Source organism: Labedaea rhizosphaerae, from assembly GCF_004362825.1.
Taxonomy (GTDB): Bacteria; Actinomycetota; Actinomycetes; order Mycobacteriales; family Pseudonocardiaceae; genus Labedaea; species Labedaea rhizosphaerae.
This window is the reverse complement of sequence record NZ_SNXZ01000003.1, coordinates 716,045-733,206: the sequence shown is the minus strand read 5'-3', so window position 1 is coordinate 733,206 and position 17,162 is coordinate 716,045. Positions and strand designations below refer to the sequence as shown.

At 70.3% G+C, this 17,162-nt stretch carries 14 protein-coding genes and 1 pseudogene; 7 read left to right on the top strand and 8 right to left on the bottom strand.

Features of this window, described 5'->3' with window-relative positions:
* The first annotated feature begins 35 nt into the window (after nt 1–35).
* Complete coding sequence (locus EV186_RS20575; RefSeq protein ID WP_133850936.1) at nt 36–1,316, top strand: hypothetical protein; 1,281 nt, start codon at nt 36–38, stop codon at nt 1,314–1,316.
* A 3-nt stretch (nt 1,317–1,319) separates the two neighbouring features.
* Here the strand turns inward: EV186_RS20575 and EV186_RS20570 are convergent, their stop codons facing one another.
* Entirely contained in the window at nt 1,320–3,098 is a 1,779-nt protein-coding gene (locus tag EV186_RS20570; protein WP_133850935.1) for a hypothetical protein, read from the bottom strand.
* Between the two features lie 108 nt (nt 3,099–3,206).
* Here EV186_RS20570 and EV186_RS20565 point away from each other — a divergent pair, with 108 nt between their 5' ends.
* Nucleotides 3,207–3,974 (top strand): class I SAM-dependent methyltransferase, encoded by a 768-nt coding sequence (locus EV186_RS20565; protein WP_243754163.1) that lies wholly within the window; start codon nt 3,207–3,209, stop codon nt 3,972–3,974.
* A complete protein-coding gene (locus EV186_RS20560) occupies nt 3,971–4,402 on the top strand; it encodes a PaaI family thioesterase (RefSeq protein ID WP_133850934.1) in 432 nt (143 codons plus the stop codon). Before EV186_RS20565 ends, EV186_RS20560 begins: the two co-directional genes overlap by 4 nt.
* On the opposite strand, the gene EV186_RS20555 is transcribed toward EV186_RS20560, so the two are convergent.
* From EV186_RS20555 to EV186_RS20545, 3 genes are read right to left on the bottom strand one after another with little or no spacing between them, the layout of a single operon-like run.
* The gene (locus EV186_RS20555) at nt 4,389–4,970 is read right to left on the bottom strand and encodes a TetR/AcrR family transcriptional regulator (RefSeq protein WP_133850933.1); all 582 of its coding nucleotides are present in this window, start codon (nt 4,968–4,970) and stop codon (nt 4,389–4,391) included. The two genes, EV186_RS20560 and EV186_RS20555, sit on opposite strands and share 14 nt — an antisense overlap.
* A complete protein-coding gene (locus tag EV186_RS20550; protein ID WP_133850932.1) occupies nt 4,970–5,743 on the bottom strand; it encodes an MBL fold metallo-hydrolase in 774 nt (257 codons plus the stop codon). Before EV186_RS20550 ends, EV186_RS20555 begins: the two co-directional genes overlap by 1 nt.
* A gap of 45 nt (nt 5,744–5,788) precedes the next feature.
* Nucleotides 5,789–6,757, bottom strand: a complete 969-nt coding sequence (locus EV186_RS20545) for a quinone oxidoreductase family protein (RefSeq protein WP_133850931.1) — start codon at nt 6,755–6,757, stop codon at nt 5,789–5,791.
* A 55-nt stretch (nt 6,758–6,812) separates the two neighbouring features.
* Here EV186_RS20545 and EV186_RS20540 point away from each other — a divergent pair, with 55 nt between their 5' ends.
* Entirely contained in the window at nt 6,813–7,205 is a 393-nt protein-coding gene (locus tag EV186_RS20540) for an ArsR/SmtB family transcription factor (protein WP_243754162.1), read from the top strand.
* Nucleotides 7,206–7,380: 175 nt separating this feature from the next.
* Here the strand turns inward: EV186_RS20540 and EV186_RS40540 are convergent, their stop codons facing one another.
* From EV186_RS40540 to EV186_RS20520, 4 genes are all read right to left on the bottom strand, one after another.
* Complete coding sequence (locus EV186_RS40540) at nt 7,381–8,760, bottom strand: GH12 family glycosyl hydrolase domain-containing protein (protein WP_133850930.1); 1,380 nt, start codon at nt 8,758–8,760, stop codon at nt 7,381–7,383.
* A 26-nt stretch (nt 8,761–8,786) separates the two neighbouring features.
* Entirely contained in the window at nt 8,787–11,450 is a 2,664-nt protein-coding gene (locus EV186_RS20530; protein ID WP_133850929.1) for a glycoside hydrolase family 48 protein, read from the bottom strand.
* Nucleotides 11,451–11,471: 21 nt separating this feature from the next.
* A complete protein-coding gene (locus EV186_RS40535; protein WP_133850928.1) occupies nt 11,472–13,694 on the bottom strand; it encodes a glycoside hydrolase family 6 protein in 2,223 nt (740 codons plus the stop codon).
* A gap of 475 nt (nt 13,695–14,169) precedes the next feature.
* The gene (locus tag EV186_RS20520; RefSeq protein ID WP_133850927.1) at nt 14,170–14,556 is read right to left on the bottom strand and encodes a winged helix-turn-helix transcriptional regulator; all 387 of its coding nucleotides are present in this window, start codon (nt 14,554–14,556) and stop codon (nt 14,170–14,172) included.
* Nucleotides 14,557–14,612: 56 nt separating this feature from the next.
* Here EV186_RS20520 and EV186_RS20515 point away from each other — a divergent pair, with 56 nt between their 5' ends.
* From EV186_RS20515 to EV186_RS39490, 3 genes and pseudogenes are all read left to right on the top strand, one after another.
* Nucleotides 14,613–15,293, top strand: a complete 681-nt coding sequence (locus EV186_RS20515; protein ID WP_133850926.1) for an SDR family oxidoreductase — start codon at nt 14,613–14,615, stop codon at nt 15,291–15,293.
* Between the two features lie 255 nt (nt 15,294–15,548).
* On the top strand, nt 15,549–16,682 hold the full coding sequence (locus EV186_RS20510; protein ID WP_133850925.1) for an HNH endonuclease signature motif containing protein: 1,134 nt from the start codon (nt 15,549–15,551) through the stop codon (nt 16,680–16,682).
* Nucleotides 16,672–17,112: pseudogene (locus EV186_RS39490) on the top strand (transposase); the annotation flags it as partial. The gene EV186_RS20510 and the pseudogene EV186_RS39490, both read left to right, overlap by 11 nt.
* Nucleotides 17,113–17,162 lie beyond the last annotated feature (50 nt).

The following is a 17,162-nucleotide window of genomic DNA, read 5'->3' as shown; positions in this document are numbered from 1 at the left end:
TTGCCTGCCGAGATCGAGGTCCACCAAGGGGAGACATGGCGCAGCGGATCCGGATGTGCGGTGCGTTGATCGGAGTGCTCGGCCTGCTCGGCGCCTGCCAGGCCACCGCCGGGACGCCGACCGGCACCGGCGCGGCGACCGCGGGTGCGCCGAGGTCGACGACGAGCGCCCCACAGACCTCCACCGCGAGCGCCGCCGCGGTCACCGTCGGTCCGGACTACGAGCCGTTCGGGCATTTCTTGTACAAGCGCCCGTTCAACACGAGCGAGGACCCGCGGGTCGACGGGCCGATCGAGTTGTACGTCATCGGGCACGGGCCGGTCACCCTGAAAGCCGCCGAACTGTTCCCCGACAAGGCAGTCGTCGGCGAGTCCTACACGAGCATCGGCACGGAGGCGAAGCCGTTGATCGCGGCCGCGGTGCAGGTGCGTGAGGAGGCGAAGGGGCTGGACCCGCAGCAGTTCGTCATTCTGCTCGCGGCGATCGACCCGGCGAGCCAGACCGTTCTGCACACCACCGAAGTGCTGCGCGGCGACGACCAGACCGGTTCGGCGCCCCACAAGCTGACCGGGTCACCCGACGGGGCGGCGGTCGCGTTCGCCACCGACACGACCACGAAAGCGCCCGCCACGAGCTACGCATTCGACGCGATGACCGGCGCGAAGCTGTGGCAGAAGCAGGGCTGGATCCAGGGCCCGGTGCTGGGCGCCGTCACGGTGTTCACGAAGGGTTCCGGCACCCAGGAGGACCACAAGACGCCGTGCGAGGTCGCGCTCGACGTCGAGGTGGCGACCGGGAAGACGCTGCACACCACCAACTCCGCGTCCATGGGCACGCCGTGCCCGTCGATCGAGGTGATCGCGATCGACGCCAACGGCGGCACATCGCAGCAGGCCGAGAAGCAGAAGTACGTGCGCATCACCGCCAGCACGTCGGACAAGGAGTCCACCTACGAGGCACGGACCGGCGCCGACCGCACCCTGCCCGCGACCGTCGTGGCCGCCGACCCGCGCTCTGACCTGGTCTTCCCGCTCGGGCGCATCTCGGACCGCAACACCCAGCGCGTCGAGCCCTTCGGCGTGCTGGACACCACGACCGGCCGTCCCGCGTGGATCCTCGACGCGCAGAAGGCCTACCAGCTCGAAGCCGTCGTGCAAGCGGTGTACCGAGGCAGGATCTACCTCAAGACGACCGACCAGGCGCCCGTCGTCGACCTGGCCACGGGCAAGACCCTCGAGGACAACGCCGCGCGCTACCCGATCGGCGCCGTGGACTCGTGGACCTACTGGAGCGACGGAACCCTGGACAAGACCTGAGGATCAGGGGATGCCGACGAGCAGGCCGGCCAGGCAGACCGGGGTGCCAAGGCCGCTGACCTCGACCCGGTCGTAGGCCGCGTCGATGACCACGTACAGCCGGTGCAGGCCGGCGCGGAACTGCACCGGGGTGCGCACCGCGCCGGTGACCAGCACGCCCGCTCCCGTGTCCGCCGTGTAGTAGTCCAGCATCACGACGCGTCGGTCGGCGACGGGGGACTGCAGCTGGATGGACGTGGGCGTCGCGGTGATCGGCCAGCCGCAATCCTTGACGGGGCCCTTGGTTGCGGCCGGCACGGCGTACTGCAACGTGGTCACGGGGTGCGGCCTGCCGCTCGCGTCGAGCAGTTGCAAGCGCTCGGTCTGGGCGTCGAACTTCGGCGGGTGCGGCAGCAGCCCGAGCACCCGCGAGGCCCGGCCGTCGTCGCCGAACCAGCTGATCATGATGTCGTCGGGCACGTTCGCGTCGTAGACGACGAGCTCCGGATCGGCGGCGACCGCGGCCGACGCGGTGTCCACGTAGGACCGTGCCTCGGTGAACCGCATCTCCGGTGCGAGGCGCAGCAGCGTGACGGTGGAGACAGCAAGGACCGCGACGGCGAGACCGGTGGCCAGCGGTCGCTCCCACGCCGGCGGTGCGGGGTCGCGCCCCGGTCGCAGGAACGCGAACGCACCCAGCAGCGCACCGACCACGATGGCGTCGGCGGTGTAGCGCGGGTCAGCGCCGATGACCGGCCCGATCTGCCCGAGCCGGACCAGCGCGACCATCGCGACGTCCAGCAGCAGGTAGCCGCCCAGCAGCGCCCAGGCCAGCCCCGCCCGCGCCCGCCGCGCCCAGAGGCCGCCGACGACGAGCGCCGCGGTGGCCACGCAGACGAACACCAGCACGCCGGTGGACGGTGTCGCGCCGGCGGCGTGCACCGCGCGCCACGGTCCGCCGAACACACCGACCAGGAACGTGTCGACGACGACCCGGCGGGTGAGGTCGAGCAGTGCGCCGCCCGCCACCGCGCCCGTGCGCACCGACGTCGTCGAGACGGCGCTGTGCAGCGCCAGGAACCCGAGCACGACCGCGGCGTGGGCGAGCCACAGCCGCCAGTGCGCGCGCAGCGCGGTCACCAGCGGCAGCCGGCCGGGGGTCAGCAGTGCGGTCACGGCCACCAGCACGACCGCGAAGAGCAGCGCCTTCTCGTAGAACGCGAGCCCGGCCACCGCCCACCCGACCGTGTACGCGGCGGGCCGGAAACCGCCGCCGCGCAGGTAGGACACCAGGGCGTGCAGCGCGCAGACCAGGGCGAGCTGGCAGGGCACGAGCTCGATCGCGTACGCCCACCACAGCGTCGGCAACAGCACGACGACGCAGCCGCTGAGCACGGCCAGCGGCACGAGCAGCGCCCACCGCCGGCCGAACACGCGCACCAGCAGCCGCCAGAACAACACCACGGTCGCGGCGCGCATCAACAGCAGCGGCACCATGGCCACCGGGAAGTTCAGCGGCGCGACAGCGGTGACGAGCCAGGCGTAGAGGAACATGCCGGGCGAGACGTGGCCGTTGTAGTCCTGGAACAGGAACGACGGCGAGACCGGCGAGCTGTGCGCGGCGAGGTACGTGATCAGGAAGTCGTCCTGGGCGAAGTAGCCCTGCATCGCCAGGACCGCCTGGATCAGCAGCGGGACCGTCCCGACCACCGCCGCGGCGGTGGTGAGGGCACCCGGAACGGCCACGCGCACGGCACGCCTGCCCGCGGGACGCGCGTGCCGCGCGGTTTGGACCAGTGTCATGAACTTGTACTCCCCAGTAGCGATCTGGGGAGGACATCGCCACCGACCGCCAGCCGTTACGCAACACCTTGATCTCGAACAGGTTTTTTGGGGGTATCCTCAAAAACTGTGTCGAAGCCCTTGTTGATCGACCCGTACCGGGTCCTCGGTCGTGGCTATGCGGACGTGCGTCGTCCGGACCGCACCATCGGCCGCCAGGTGCACGCCGCGCTCGGCACCGCCACTTCGGTGCTCAACGTGGGGGCGGGGACCGGCTCCTACGAACCCACCGACCGGCAGGTGCTGGCCGTCGAACCGTCCGTCACGATGCTGGGTCAGCGCGGCCCCGGCTCGGCGCCGGTCGTGCGGGCCACCGCCGAGGCCCTGCCCTGCCGTGACGACCAGTTCGACGTCGCGCTGGCGCTGCTGACCGTGCACCACTGGGCCGATCCGGTGGCGGGCCTGGCCGAGTTGCGCCGGGTTGCCCGGCGGCAGGTGGTGCTCACCTGGGACGTCGAGGTCATGGCGCGTTATTGGCTGGTCGCCGACTACCTGCCCGAGATCGCCGTCCGCGAGCGCCGACTGGCCACAGTGGACACGGTGCTGGCCGCGTTCGGCGCTGCCGAGGTGCAAGTCGTCGAGGTGCAAGTGGTCGAGGTGCCGTGGGATTGCACGGACGGCTTCCTCGCGGCGTACTGGCGACGGCCTGAGGCCTACCTCGACGAGGGCGTGCGGGCCGGCATGTCCGGCGTGGCCTCGCTGCCGGAGACCGTGGTGCGCCCGGCGATGGCCCGGCTGGCCGCCGATCTGCGCAGTGGCGCGTGGCACCGCAGGCACGACGACCTGCTGACCCGGGAAACGCTGGACGTCGGCTACCGGCTGGTGATCGCGTCATGACCGGCTTCCGGCCCACGGTCGAGCTCGGCAACGCCGTGCTGGCCGCGCAGCCGTTCAACGGGCAGGTCGGCGCCCGGTGCACGGTGCTCGATCCCGGCGCGGCCACGCTGGAGATCGAGATCAAGGACCTGCACCGGCAGCAGTTCGGCGTCGTGCACGGCGGTGTCCTGGCCTACGCGGCCGACAACGTGCTGACGTTCGCCGGCGGCAGCGTGCTGGGCCCCAGCGTCGTCACGGCCGGGTTCACGATCAGCTACCTGCGCGCCGCCCGTGACGGCGTGCTGCGCGCGGAAGCCGTTGTCGTGCATGCCAATGCGCACCAGGCGGTGTGCACGGCCGAGCTGCGCGTCGTCCCGCCCGACGGCGAGCCGGTGCTGTGCGCGGTCGCGCAGGGCACGATCGTCGCGACGAAGGTCAGCCGGCCATGATCAGCTTGGCGATCCGCCTGGTCAGCTTGGTGGCCGACGGCGGCGGCGCGGTGCCGCGGGCCAGGTAGCGGCTGACCACGGAGATCGGCAGGTCGATCAGCGCCAGCAGGATCTCGTCGGCGTCCCGCCCGGTCTCCGCGCCCACCGCCCGCACCACGCGCGCTGTCTGCCGATCCCGTGCCGCGCTGTGCTCGGCGAGCTCGGTGCGGGCCTGCTGCGGCCAGGTGTGCGGCGAGAAGGCGCGAACGCCGGCGTGCAGGACGGCGGCCTGCTCGACGTTGTCCCGGCACCAGTCCACGATCCACCCGCTCACCAGCACGACCCCCTCGGCGCCGGGGTGCTCGTCGACCAGCCGCAGCAACTCGTCGTTGAACCGCCGCTCGGTCCGCAGCCACATCGCGGACAACAGCGACGGCCGATCGGGGAACCGGTAGTAGACCGATCCACTGTGGACACCGAGCTCGCGGGCCACGGACGTCATCGTGACGGCACGGGCCCCGCCGGACGCGAACAACCGCACGGCGGCGTCGACGAACTCGTCCGCGGAGTGCGCGGGAGGCCGCCCCATCACGTGGCGTTCTGCCGGGCCTGTTCCAGGTTCGACCGGTGCGGGCCGGCGAGCCAGTCCTGGTCCAGACGCGGGTCGACCGGTTCCTCCCCGCGCCGCAGCGCGTCGAGGTAGGCGCGGTCGGCGGCCAGGCGGGCCGCCACCTCGGGCCCGCCGGCGACGGCGCCGTGGCCGGGGATGAGGACGTCGACGTGCCGCGCGGCCTCGCCCAGCCGGTCGAGCGCCGTCGCGTAGGCGTCCAGCTGGCCGGGACGGCGCGCGTCGAGCAGGGGGATCAGGACGTCGGAGAGCAGGTCGCCGGCGAGCAGCACGCCACGATCGGCGAGCAGGAGCGCGGCGTGGCCGACGGCGTGCGCGTCGTGCTCGATGATCTGGCCCGGCACGGGTCCGCCGTCCGCGGGCAGCGGGGTGAGGAGCCCGATCAACTCGAGCGGGATGCCCGTCGCGCTCTGCGTCGCCATCTCCTGGGCCGCCATCTCCTGGGCCCGCGGCCGGGCTTCGGCGGCGGCCTGGGCGCAGGCGGCGGTGCCGTAGCGCGGCACGTCGCCGAACCGGGGGTGCCAGAGCAGGTGGTCCCAGTGGGGATGGGTCGAGAACCCGGCGACCACCGGGATGCCGAGCCGGTCCACGTCGTCGGCGAGTGCGGTCAGCTCGGCCCCGTCGATGCCGGGGTCGACCAGGATCAACCCATCCGCCACGCGCACGACGGTCGTGTTGCTCCAGACCCACTCGCTTTGCCGGACCCAGACGCCGTCGGCAACCTGATTCAGCACCGGTCCACTGTGTCAGGTGTCCGGCCGCCAGCGCGAGCCCGCCTGCTACGCCTGCTGGACGCGTGCGACGTACTTGCCGGTGCCGCGCCCTTCGGCGAGGGCCTGGTGGGTCGCGGCGACGTCGTCGAGGGCGACCTCGGTGACCGGGGCCGTCACGGAGCCCGCGGCGAGGAGGTCGAGCACGCGGCGCAGCCCGGCCGCGACCCGGTGCGGGGCGCTCACCGACAGGCTGCTGATGCTGAACCCGGCGATGCTCAGGTTGCCACGGGCCAAAGTGGACAGTGGGGGCAGGTCGCCGCGCGTGCCGCCGCCCGCGTTGCCGAACAGGACGATCCGGGTGCCGGGCGCGGCGACCGCCAGGTCGAGGTCGAGCAGCGCGGTGCCCTGCGGGTCGAGCACGACGTCCACCGCGCCGATCCGGGCGGCCAGGTCGTCGGTGTCGCGCGCGAAGACCGCGTCGTAGCCGCGCGTCGCGTCGACCTTGCCGGCGCGGCCGACCGTGCCGATCAGGGTGCCGCCGCCGAGCGCGGGCACCAGTTGCGCGACCGCGCCGCCCACGCCACCGCTGGCCGAGTGCACCAGCACCCGCTCACCGGGGACGAACCGGGCCGCGTCGGTCAGCAGCAGCAACGCCGTGCTCAGCATCAGCGGTGCGCCCGCCGCGACCGCGAAGGGCACCGCGTCGGGCAGGGGCACCGTCAGCGACGCCTGCGCGAGGGCCACCTCCGCGAGCCCGCCGCCCGCGGTGAAGGCGGCCACCCGGTCGCCCGCGGACAGCCCGGTCACGCCGTCGCCGACCGCGAGCACGGTGCCGCTGACCTCCTTGCCCGGCCGGTGCGGCCAGCCGGTGGTGTAGCCGGGATCGCCGCGCCGGGCCATGACGTCGAGGAAGTTGATCCCGGCGTGGCTGACCTGGATCGTCACCTCGCCGGGGCCGGGCCGCGGCACCTCGACCTCTCGCACTTCGGTCAGCTCCGGCCCGTCGGCCGGTCCGGTCATCACCAGGGCTCGCATCGCCCGCTCCTTCATTCGACGTTCGTCGTACGTGATAAGTCGTACCACATGTACTATGAACGTCGAAAGAGGTGACGACCACATGGCCCGCTCAAGCCGCCGGAACGCCCCGCTGGTGCACCCCGAGATCGAGGACTTCGACGTGCTCGACGTGTTGCACGCGCTCGCCGACCCGACCCGGATGACGATCGTGCGGACGTTGCTCGCCGACCCGGAGCGGGCTTGCGGCACGTTCCCCGTCGACGTCGCGCCGTCCACGCTGACCCACCACTTCCGGGTGCTGCGCGAGGCGGGCGTGATCCACCAGCGGGAGGACGGCAACCGCCGCTGGACGACCTTGCGCCGCGACGACCTCGACGCCCGTTACCCAGCGCTGCTGGACACGATCGTCTCGTCCTACGAACGCCAAGCCACCGCACCAGATCCGGCGACTTCATCCCAAGCCTGACCGCGGCAGTCAGTACGTGTTCGCCAAGCCCCACAGGAAATGTTCGACGAAACCCGCCAGACGCGAGCAAGGGCGCTGACTTACGTCAACGCCCTTGCCGCACTGTGTAGCCCCGACGGGACTTGAACTGAAGTGCCGTCCCCGGCCTGGTGGCGGCCGGGCACCACGATCTTCCTCAGCCGACCACGCAGGTCAGGGCCGGCGCCGGGTTCGCACCGGAATAGGTGGCCTGAAACCCGAAGGTCGTGGACTGCCCGGGGGCGACCGAGCCGTTGTAACTCAGGTTGCTCGCCGACACCGAACTCCCGCTCTGCGTGAGGCCGGCGTTCCAGGAGCCGGTGACGTGCTGGTTGCCGCTCCACGCCCAGCCGACGTGCCAGCCGGACAGCGCCGAGGACCCCGAGTTGGTCACCGTGACCGTCGCGGTGAAGCCGTTGCCCCAGTCGTTGTCCACGTGGTAGCCGGCCTTGCAGCCACCGCCGCCGCTCCCGCCGGACGTGGTCGCGGTGACCGGCGCCGAGGACGCCGACACGTTGCCCGCGGCGTCCCGGGCCCGCACCGTGTAGGTGTAGGCCGTGGTCGCGGCCAGCCCGGCGTCGGTGTACGAAGTGGACGGTGTGCTGCCCACCCGCGTCCCGTTGCGGTAGACGTCGTATCCCGTGACGCCAACGTTGTCGGTGGACGCCGGCCACGACAACGACGCGCTGCTCGACGTCGTGCCGGTGACCGCCAGGTTCGCGGGCACCGACGGCGGGGTCGTGTCCCCGCTGTCACCGGTCGAGGCCGAGAACGAGAAGCTGTTGCTGGCCAGGCCCTGGCCACCCTGCCAGATCTCGAAACCGCCCTCGGCGTCGATCAGGTAGTGCGCCGGGTTGAGCGAGCCGCGGGCCACCGAGTCGTTGACCAGCGCCTTGATGTCCAGGTCGCTGACCGAGGTGGCGCCGCCCTGCAGCACGTAGGAGATGATTTTCCAGGAGGACTGGTTGCCGGTCCACACGTTCCACGAGTGGCCGGCCAGGTGCGCCGTCCCGGTCTGGCTGCCGAAGGGCTGCACGCCGCCCCGGCTGTTGATCCAGATCATCAGCTCGGTGCCGTCCGGCTGGCCGTCGGTGGTCGGCGTGGAGTTGAACCAGATGTCGTACGCCACGTCGTAGGCACCGGAACCGGGCTGCGTGGTGGACCACGAACTGCGCGCGCTGCCCAGCCGGCTGACCTGGATGGGCAGCCCGCTGCCTGCGGTGCACGCGCCCCAGTGGCATCCTTTGTAGACGGACGGGTAGGTCGCCGGGGCGCCGCCGCTGAGGTTGAAGCCCGCGTTGGTGATGGTCCACGCGCCGGTGCTGGTGTCGATGGCGGCGCACTGGGTGTCCGTGGAGTTCCACTCGTTCTGCTGGTAGGTGTATTCGCCACCCTGCAGCTCGGTGGTGCCCCACTGGGTGCAGTCGCTGACCGTGGCGGCCGACGCCGGTGCCGTGCCGAGCACGAGCACCGACGCGGCCGCCGCGCCGGTCGCGACCACGGCGAGCGCGGTGCGAAGACCGCGGGATGCACGCATGGTCTGACCTTCTTTCCTCGCCGCGGTCAGCTCCCGCTCGCCGACAACGTCGGCGCGGGGTTGCTGCCGCTGTAGGTGGCCTGGATGCCGAACGTGGTGGACTGGCCCGGGGCGATCGAGCCGTTGTAGCCGAGGTTGTGGACGTCGACGCCGGTCCCGTTCTGGACCAGGCCGGCGTTCCAGCTGTTGGTGACCTGCTGGTTGCCACCCCAGGTCCACTTCACCTCCCACGCGCTGATCGCCGTGGTTCCCTTGTTCTGCACGGTGATCGTGGCGGTGAAGCCGTTGCCCCAGTCGTTGTCCACGTGGTACGACGCGGTCACCGAGCCGCCGGTGCTGCCCGGCTTGGTCGTGCCGGTCACCGCGCTGGACGCGGTCGACAGGTTCCCCGCGGCGTCCCGGGCCCGCACTGTGTAGCTGTAGGCCGTGCCGGCCGCGAGCCCGGTGTCGGTGAAGCCGGTCGTGGCGACCGAACCCACCTGGATTCCGTTGCGCTGGACCAGATAGCCGGCCACACCGACGTTGTCGGTGGACGCCGACCAGGACAGCGACACGCTGTCGGAGGTCGTGGCGGTCACCGTCACGCCGGTCGGTGTCGTCGGCGGCTGGGTGTCGCCACCGCCACCGCCACCACCGAACAGCTCGGAGTAGACCGCGAACGCCATCGCGACATCGGCCTGCGCCCAGAACCGGTGGTAGGTGAACTTCGGCGCCGGCCCGGTGCCGTTGACGTAGGCCTGCACGTCCGGCCAGCGCGGGTCGGTCTTGTAGAACGACCGCATGCCGATGAACGTGACCCCCGGCTGCACCTTGTCGCCGTTGGGCATGGTGCCCGACCAGCCGGACGGCACGTACACCTGGTCGCCGAAGCGCTTGTAGTCCTCTCGGGTCTCCACCGTGGTGACGCCCTTGGACTCGGCGTGCGCCGACATCGCGTCGAGCAGGTTCTTGGCCTTGGCCTTGGCGGCGGTGTCGTTGGTCGCCGCCGCGTAGTACAGCAGCGCCTTGACCGTCGCCGCGGCCACGCCCACGTCCTGGCTGTAGTCGGTGACGCTGACGTGCAGGCCGGTGTTGCTGCCCGGGCTCGCCGGGTTCCACGTGTCCGGCTGGCCGGTCCACGCCAGGGTCGACGGGATCTTGAAGGTGCCCGCTGCCGGGTCGGCCGTGACCTGACCGGACACCCACGCCACCCACTTGTCCAGCACTGGCCGGACCTTGCTGTCACCGGTGATGTAGTAGTACTCGGCCCAGCGCTCCATCCCCCATGCCTGCATGCCGAACCAGTTGTTGCTCGGCGGGTCGTGGTAGACCGGCTCCCAGTCGTAGGCCATGCCGTAGAACGTGGGCGTGCCCGCGGGTGGGGTCCCGTACTGGCCGTCCCAGCTGTTGGTGCAGCCGCCGGCGATGCCGCCCTCGGCGGACTGCAGCCAGCGCAGGAACTCGATCTGCCTGCCCAGGCTCTTGGACCAGTCCGACTGCGCGGTGGACCCCTTGGGCACCAGCGGCGACACCGACGACAACGCGAAGGCCGCCACCGGGTTCTGGTAGCCGGTGTGGCTCGCGCCGTCACCGATGCGCCACGCCCAGCCGCCGCCCGGTTCCGCGCCGCCCCACGCGTAGTACCAGCCGAGCAGGTAGTGCTGGGCCTCGCGGCCGTTGCCCGCCGGGCAGACGTTGGCGTCCACGCAGTTGCCGACGCGTTTGAAGTACTTGTCGAACATGGCGTAGCGCAGGAAGTCGCCCATCCTGGCGGCCTTGGCCACCGAGGCGGAGATCGCCGACCCGTTGCCCTGCGCGGTCGCCCACCGCTGCGCCCAGTACGCGGCCTGGATGGCGCGCGCGTCGGCGTCCGGTGCGTTGGTGTACTTCCACTGCTTCGCGTAGCTCTGGTCCTTGACGAACAGGTCCAGGTACCCGTTGGGCCCGCCGTACTTGAACTGGTCGGTGCACGGCTGCGGGATCGTTTCCCACACCGACTCCTGCGCGCCGCGCTGATAACTGTTGATGTAGCACGGTCCCGGCGCGCTCGGGCCGGCTTCACCGCCGGTGCCCGCGGTGTTGCCGTAGCCGTAGACGTTGTCCACGTCGATCAGCCAGTGCATGCCGTAGACATCGGAGGTCCCGTACGCCGACTTCAGCTCGCCGGCGATCGGGTCCGACCCCACCGCGACGCTGCTGTCCAACGGCGAGGGGTAGTTGTTCGGGCTCGACCACTCCGGGGCGTAGGTCGCGGGCTTGCTCGCGTTGTAGGAGTCGTTGGACGGCTGGTCGGTGTGGGTGGGGATGATGTACTTCTCGGCCGCCGACCACGCGCTGTTGAACGGCGCCCAGTCGCCGGTCACCCGGCCGTAGGTGGCCTCCAGCCACATCCAGTAGCTGAAAGCCTCCGATGTGGACTGGTGGCCATGGTCGGGCGCCTCGACCATCAGCTTCTCGACCGAGTGGTAGGGGACCCCGGCGCTGCTGAAGTAGCCGTTGGCCGGGTCCTTGATCTTGTTGTACTGGTCGAGGAACCTCTGCTCGTACTCGTCGGCCGCGGCGTTGGACGTGGCAGCCGTGGCCGTGGCGGTGGTGGTCTGGGTGCGGCCGAGCGTGCGCGGCTCGGCCTTGGCGACCTCGGACGCGGTCGCCAAGCCGAGCAGCGCACCACCGACCGCCGTCACGAACCGTCTGCGGTTCAGGCGTGTCATGGGTTTCTCCTCGGGTGCCGATCAGCCGGCGGTGCAGGTGAAGGTCGGAGCGGGGTTGCTGCCGGAGTACGTGGCCTGGAAACCGAAGGTGGTGGTCTGGCCGGGCGCGACCGCGCCGTTGTAGCCGAGGTCGCCCGCGGTGACGCCGGTGCCGGACTGGGTCAGGCTGGTGTTCCAGGAGCCGGTGACCTGCTGGTTGCCGCCCCAGGCCCACGTGACCTTCCAGGAGCGGGTCGTCGCCGTCCCCGTGTTCTTCACGGTGACGGTCGCGGTGAAGCCGCTGCCCCAGTCGTTGTCCACGTGGTAGGTGGCGGTGCAGCCGTTGCCGGTGCCACCGCTCTGCGTGGTCGCGGTCACCGGGCTGGACGCGGTCGAGGCGTTGCCCGCGGCGTCGTGTGCCTTGACGGTGTAGGTGTACTGCGTGCTTGCGGTCAAGCCGGTGTCGGTGAAGGTCGTCGAGGATGCGGTTCCGACCTTGCTTCCGTTGCGGTACACGTCGTATCCGGTGACCCCGACGTTGTCGGTGGATGCCGACCAGGACAGCGAGACGCTGCTGGACGTGGTGCCGGTGACGGTCACGCTGCTCGGCGTGGACGGCGGCGTGGTGTCGCCACCATTGCCGCTCTGCGTGGTCGCGGTGACCGGGCTGGACGCGGTCGAGGCGTTGCCGGCGGCGTCGTGCGCCTTGACCGTGTACGTGTACTGCGTGCTCGCGGTCAAGCCGGTGTCGGTGAAGGTCGTCGAGGATGCGGTTCCGACCTTGCTTCCGTTGCGGTACACGTCATAGCCGGTCACGCCGACGTTGTCGGTGGATGCCGACCAGGACAGCGAGACACTGCTGGACGTGGTGCCGGTGACGGTCACGCCGCTCGGTGCGGACGGCGGGGTGGTGTCGTTGCTGGTGCCGATGGGCGGGTAGGCGTTGGCCAGCAACTGGTGGAACTGGGCGGAGAACCAGTGCCCGGCCAACGGGGACCCGTCCATCGCGCCGGTGGGGTTGTTGCCGTTGCGTGCATTGCCCCCGTAGGTCGGGTCGCACATCTGGTCGAAGCCCTTGCCCTCGTCGTTGGCGATGGGCTGGCTGGCACCGTCCGACTCACCCGGCGGCTTGGCCCAGACGTAGGCGTCGACGCCGGAGGCGGGGGCCGCCTTCGGCCGCTCACCGATGCCCGCACCCACCTGGTTGCACCAGTTGCCGGGGTGGATGCGCCGGTCGGTGCGCGACTCGTTGACGTAGGCGTCCACGGTGGTGGCGGTGCTGGTGTGGGTCGGCCGGTTCGCGCCGCCCCAGCCGTTGCGGCCGGTGTCGATGAGCATGCCGAGGCCGGCGTTGAAACCCTTGCCGACCAGCATGGTCCGCAGGTTCTGCGCGAACGGCAGCTCGTCGACGTAGTAGTTCCAGTCCACCCACTTCGACTGGCGCACGGTCTGGCCGTTGACGGTGTCGTTGACGGTGAAGTAGGGCTCCTTCAAGGCGCTGTAGTTCGCCGTGTTGGTGATGAACCCGGTCACGTCGTTGACGCTGGCGCCATTGCTGGTGGCGGCCTGCAGGGCCACGTCACCGAACGGGCTGAAGTTGGTGTCCCAGCCCAGCCAGGCGTGGTGACCGGCGTCGATGTAGTTGTAGACGTTGGGGAGCGCGCCCAGCTTGCCCAGCGCGTAACCGACGCCGTTGACGTAGTCGCCGGTCTGCTTGGCCAGCCGGCAGGCGTCGGTGGACCCGGCCTGGCTGCCGGCGTTGGTGACCAGGTTCGGCAGCGAGTCCGGCTCGATGAGGTTGACGATGCGCAGGCCGGCGTACTTCGAGTCGGACATGATCGCCGCGATCGGGTCGATGTAGCTGTGCTCGTAGGTGCTCAGCCCACCCGAGGGGATCTCGCCGTTGGACGCCAGCGCCGCGCAGTCGCGGTTGGGCAGGTCGTAGATGACGAACTGGATGAGGTTGGCGCCCTGGCTCAACGCCTTGTCGAGGTGGGCGCGTAATCCCATGCCGCCGTTCACACCACCGATGGCGGCCATGCGGTCCAGCCAGACGAAGGTCGGCTGGTTGGCGATCGCGCTGCCGCCGTCCGCCGCCGCCTGGCTCGACCACTCGGGATTCACATAGGGCGTGGCGCCGGCATAGGGGTTGTCGAGGGTCGCCGCGCTGGCCGGGACGGCCGCCGCGGTCAGCGACAGCGACGCGGCCGCGATGGCCAGCGCCGCGCCCGCGGCCCACGACCGCCTTCGTGCTCTGATTCTCATGGCTCTCCTTCTTTTTGGGCAGCGGCGGATCCCCGAACCATCCGAAGTGGACGGACCGGTGTGGTACGCCGGTTGATCACATTTCTGGGAGCGCTCCCAGAGCGTTCCGTGTGTGTGCGATTCGGAGATGCGGATGGGGTGGGGAGGCCGCGACGAGGCAGGCAGCACGCAAAAAGGCTTGCCTCGCCGCATCTACTGCCCGACATCGGCAACATCGGGCCTGGGCGCGCCGGCTTCGCCGCCACGCCCCCATGAGTACGCTTGCTTCAGCCGTGGCCCCGTTGAGGGCCCGATCTGTGGGAGCGCTCCCACACACGGATATGTTACAGGTAGATGTCAATAGGTGACCCGGAGTCGCTGACAAGCGCTCGCGTCAGCAGGTCGACGTTGCGCGGCAACGGATCCGTGACGATCTGGATGTGTTCGTGAAGGCGGCGGCTCGCCGTCGAATATGAGGCCACGGAGCCTGTTGGCCTCAGGTCGTGGCGCCGGCCTCGTTGGGAGCCTCGACGCCGGCTCGTGCGCGTGCGGCGAGGATGTCCGGGACGTGCGCCTCGGCCCACTGTCGTACCGCACGCAGCGGAACCAGCAGGGAACGGCCGAGTTCGGTCAGGGCGTATTCGACGTGCGGCGGGTTGCCGCCCAGGTCGGTGCGGGTGAGCAGGCCGTCCGCCTCCATGGCGCGCAGCGTTTCGGTGAGGGCCTTGGGGGTGATGCCGCGGATGTGGGCTTTGAGCTCGGTGAACCGCATCGGGCCGCGCTCGAGCGCGTTGACGGCGAACACCGTCCACCGCGCCCCGATGCGGTGCAGCACGGTGCGGCTCGGGCACGTCGCCGCCATGACGTTGTACGCCTTGCCCACGAGGGTCCTCTCGGTAGCGTTGAAGATACCGGTAGCAAATCTATACCGTCACGGCCATGAGCGAGAACCTGACAGGCAATCGGATCCTGGTCATCGGCGGTGCCCGCGCCATCGGCGCCGAGCTCGTCCGGCGGACCGAGCAGGCCGGTGCCGAAGTCGTCGTCGCCACCCGATCCGGTCCCGACGTCCGGATCGACGTCACCGACGAGGCCACCATCGCCCGGGCCGCGGCGACGCTCGGCGCCTTCGACCACGTGATCTCCACCGCGTCGGCGCACCACGACGTGCCGGTGCCCGACCTCGAACACGACAAGATCCAGGCCGCGTTCGCCGCCAAGGTCGTCGGCCCGCTGCTGCTGGCCAAGCACTTCGGCCCACGGATGCCGGCCGGCGGGTCGTTCCTGTTCTTCTCCGGCATCGTGGGCTGGCAGCCCAAGCCCGGCACCGTCGTCAAAGGGACTGCGAACGCCGCGCTGGCCGCGCTGGTCACCCACCTGGCCGTCGAGCTCGCGCCCCTGCGGGTCAACGCCATCGCGCCCGGCGTCACCGACTCCGGCACCTGGGACCGGCTCGCGGACGAACGCCGCCGCGCTCTGTACGACAAAGCCGCCGCGGCCTCGCTCGCCGGCCGGGTCGGCACGCTCGAGGACGTCACCGACGCCGCCCTGTGGTTGCTGGGTGCGGGCTGGGTGACCGGCGAAACGATCCACGTCGACGGCGGCTCCCGGCACCCCTGAGGAACTATTAGGGGCGGCTGCCGCGGGTGTTCGCCGCCGGGTGGTTGGGTTGGTCTCGGGGTTGAGGCGGCGAACACCCTTGCCACCGGTGCCGGCGGTTTGCGGTGCGTAGGTGGCTGGGTTGAATGGTTGCGCCGCGCTGTTCCGTGCCGTTTGTTGGGTGGTCCCGTTGGTGGCTGGGCTGCGTGGAAGAACTGGAATATTCCGGCGATTGTTCCCACGTTCGGGTTAGGCCATTTGTTCGAATGGCGTGGTATGATCGGGGGTATGGAACTGGGGGAGTTTAACTCGACTGTCGCGCAGTTGCGGCGGCTGGAGTTGAAGCTGCTCGACGACATTTCCCGCCTCGAGTGGAAAGAGTCGGGGTATCCGCAGTTGTGGCGGTTTTTGCAGGATGTCCTGCACGTGACCGCCAAGGAGGCCAAGCGCCTCGAACGCCACGTTGAGTTGTTGTGTCCGAAGATCGGGATCACCGGACAGCCCATCCCGCCGCGGCTACCAGCCGCCCGTGCTGCGATGGCGGCCGGGGAGATCTCCGGCGCGCATGTGGACAAGATCGCCACCACGGTGGAGTCGGTCCCGGTCGAGCACGCCGAGCAGGTCGAGGCGGACATGACGGGGTTGGCTCGGAAGTTCAACCCGACCCAGCTCATCCGCCTGGGCGAGCGCATCGTCGACGCCCTCAACCCGGACGGTCGCAAACCCATCGAGCCGACGGTGGTGGATGCGCAGAACACGCTGGACCTGTACGAGCACCGCGATGGTTCGCTGTCAGGTCAGTTCCGGCTCGGCGGGGAGGACGCGAGTGTGCTGCGCGCGCTGCTGTCGCCGCTGGCCAAGCCCCAGGCTCAGGACGACCGCACCCTGGCCGAGCGGCAGGGTGACGCGCTGGCGGAGATCATCGGCTTCGCCGCCGACTCCGGCCACGCCCCGGCCGAGGGTGGCGAGCGTCCGCACATCGCGGTGACGGTCTCCTTGGAGACCCTGCAGACCCGCATCGGTCGCGCCATCCTCGACGATGCCCGCACACTGACTCCGGAGCAGGCCCGCCGGGTGGCCTGCGAAGCGAAAGTCATCCCGGTCGTCCTCGGCGGCCAATCCCAGCCACTGGATATCGGGGAAACCCGCCGCCTGGCCGACAAACGATTGCGTAGAGCTCTCGCCATCCGAGACGGAGGCTGCGCTGCACCGGGGTGCGCACGAACACCGCATCAATGCCACGCCCACCACATCAAACATTGGGCCGACGGCGGACTAACCACGCTAGATAACCTGGTCCTGGTATGCCCATATCACCACCGGCTGATCCATCACACCGAATGGTCGGTGCATATGGATGACGGGCTGCCGGTATTCACGCCCCCACCCTGGCTACAACGCACCGCGTAAAAGATCTCGGGGTGGTGGCACGGCTGCGGTGGATGACCGCGCGGTGTTCACCGCGATCGTGTTCGCTGACCAGTGGCTGTGCTTGGCGGATGTGCCGCCGTCGTTCGGGTCACCGTTCCCACCGCGCATCGCAGATTCACCGAGTGGACCAAGGCGGGCCTGTGGTAGCGGTTTCCGCTGCCAACACCAACGACTCCAACGACTCCTGCGCGCTCAAGCCGCTGGTGATGGCCATTCCCGCGGTCAAGTCCCGACGCGGACCCCGCCGCCGACGACGACCAGCCAAGCTGCACGTGACCAGGCCTACGACCAGGCCGTGTTGCGCGCGTGGTTCCGCGCGCACGGCATCGCGGTGCGCATCGCGCGCAAGGGTGCCGAGTCCAGCCAGAACTCGGCGCACACCGAACGCTCCATCGCCTGGCTCTTCGGCTGCCTGCCACGGCAGGGCACCTTCGGCTGCGGCCGATCGCGGCAGGGACC

Bases quoted from the DNA above. Each gene is read 5' to 3' on its own strand.
- EV186_RS20570 (WP_133850935.1), bottom strand. From the start codon at position 3,098: ATGACACTGGTCCAAACCGCGCGGCACGCGCGTCCCGCGGGCAGGCGT.
- EV186_RS20510 (WP_133850925.1), top strand. From the start codon at position 15,549: ATGATCGGGGGTATGGAACTGGGGGAGTTTAACTCGACTGTCGCGCAG.
- EV186_RS20555 (WP_133850933.1), bottom strand. From the start codon at position 4,970: ATGGGGCGGCCTCCCGCGCACTCCGCGGACGAGTTCGTCGACGCCGCC.
- EV186_RS20575 (WP_133850936.1), top strand. From the start codon at position 36: ATGGCGCAGCGGATCCGGATGTGCGGTGCGTTGATCGGAGTGCTCGGC.
- EV186_RS40540 (WP_133850930.1), bottom strand. From the start codon at position 8,760: ATGCGTGCATCCCGCGGTCTTCGCACCGCGCTCGCCGTGGTCGCGACC.
- EV186_RS20540 (WP_243754162.1), top strand. From the start codon at position 6,813: ATGAACGTCGAAAGAGGTGACGACCACATGGCCCGCTCAAGCCGCCGG.
- EV186_RS20515 (WP_133850926.1), top strand. From the start codon at position 14,613: ATGAGCGAGAACCTGACAGGCAATCGGATCCTGGTCATCGGCGGTGCC.
- EV186_RS20545 (WP_133850931.1), bottom strand. From the start codon at position 6,757: ATGCGAGCCCTGGTGATGACCGGACCGGCCGACGGGCCGGAGCTGACC.
- EV186_RS20560 (WP_133850934.1), top strand. From the start codon at position 3,971: ATGACCGGCTTCCGGCCCACGGTCGAGCTCGGCAACGCCGTGCTGGCC.
- EV186_RS40535 (WP_133850928.1), bottom strand. From the start codon at position 13,694: ATGAGAATCAGAGCACGAAGGCGGTCGTGGGCCGCGGGCGCGGCGCTG.
- EV186_RS20530 (WP_133850929.1), bottom strand. From the start codon at position 11,450: ATGACACGCCTGAACCGCAGACGGTTCGTGACGGCGGTCGGTGGTGCG.